The sequence below is a fragment of the Streptomyces sp. NPDC126497 genome (assembly GCF_040302425.1).
Classification (GTDB): Bacteria; Actinomycetota; Actinomycetes; order Streptomycetales; family Streptomycetaceae; genus Streptomyces.
Genome location: NZ_JBEORT010000229.1, coordinates 1 through 1,273 on the forward strand (window position 1 = coordinate 1; position 1,273 = coordinate 1,273).

The 1,273-nt window shown below is 71.2% G+C and carries 1 protein-coding gene; it reads right to left on the bottom strand.

Going from position 1 to position 1,273, the window contains the following annotated elements; translation table 11 throughout:
• Positions 1 to 1,273: aldehyde dehydrogenase family protein (locus ABTY20_RS35265; protein WP_352001217.1), on the bottom strand; the 1,273-nt coding region annotated here is incomplete at both ends.

Consider the following 1,273-nt stretch of genomic DNA (forward strand, 5'->3'; position numbering starts at 1 on the left):
CTCGAAGTCCTCGCTGATGGCTCCCCAGGTGTTGATCCATACGGTGCCGGTGCGGATGCGCCGGGCGATCCGGCGGGCCTTCATGGAGTCCGAGCTGAACACCGAGGCGGCCAGACCGTAGATGGTGGCGTTCGCCTTGGTCACGGCGTCGTCCTCGTCGTCGAAGATCTCGAACGTCTGGACCGGGCCGAAGACTTCCTCCTGCACGATCCGGACGTCGGTGCGGTCCACCTCGATCAGGCTCGGCCGGTAGAACGCGCCGGCGGCCAGCGGGCCGTCGGTGACCACACCGCCGCGCAGCAGTACCGTGCCGTACGAGGCGGCCTCCTCGACGATCGCGTCCACCCGCTGGGCGGACGCCCGGTCGATCACCGGGCCGAGCTGGGCCTTCTCGTCGTCGCCCGAGCCGAGCCGCACCTGTGCGAGCGCGTCGACAAGGCGAGTGCGCACCTCGTCGGCGATGTCCCGGTGAACCAGTACGCGGGAGCCGGTGCAGCAGAACTGCCCGTTCATCAGCACCAGCGACTGCACCACGGTGGGGATCACCATGTCCAGATCGGCGTCGGGGAAGACCACCAGCGGGGCCTTGCCGCCCAGTTCCAGACCGAGCCGCTTGAGGGTGGGGGCGGCCGCGGCCGCGATGCGGCGGCCGACCGGCGTACTGCCGGTGTAGTTGATCACGTCGACCTTGTCCGAGGAGACCAGGAACGGGGCCCCGGTGTTGCCGGACTCGGTGAACACGCTGACCACGCCCGCCGGAATCTCCGGAACCGAGGCAAGGGCCTGCGCGAACAGCTCATTGGTCAGCGCCGTCTGAGCCGGAAGTTTGACCACGGCGGTGCAGCCGGCGGCCAGCGCGGGACCCAGGGCCCGCACGGTCAGCATGACGGGGGAGTTCCAGGGAGAAATGATCCCGACGACACCGAGCGGCTCGGGCACCGAGTGGGTGTACTGGCCGGGTGCCGTCTCGGCGGCGCGCCCGGCGGTCTGGGTGCGGGCAGAGGCCGCCGCGTACCGCAGCCACCCGACCGCACCGCTGACCTCCCACAGGGTCTCACCCAGCAGCTTGCCGTTCTCCCGGGACAACATGGCCGCGACCTCGGGCACCCGGGCCTCGAGGGCGTCGGCCAGCCGGCTGAGCGCGGTCGACCGAAGCGAGGGAGTGCGCGCCCATTCGGTGGTCTCGAACGCGGCGGCGGCGGCGTCCACGGCGGCCGAGGCCTCCGCCTCGCCACCGTCGTAGAACGAGCCGACCACCGTGCCGTCGGCCGGG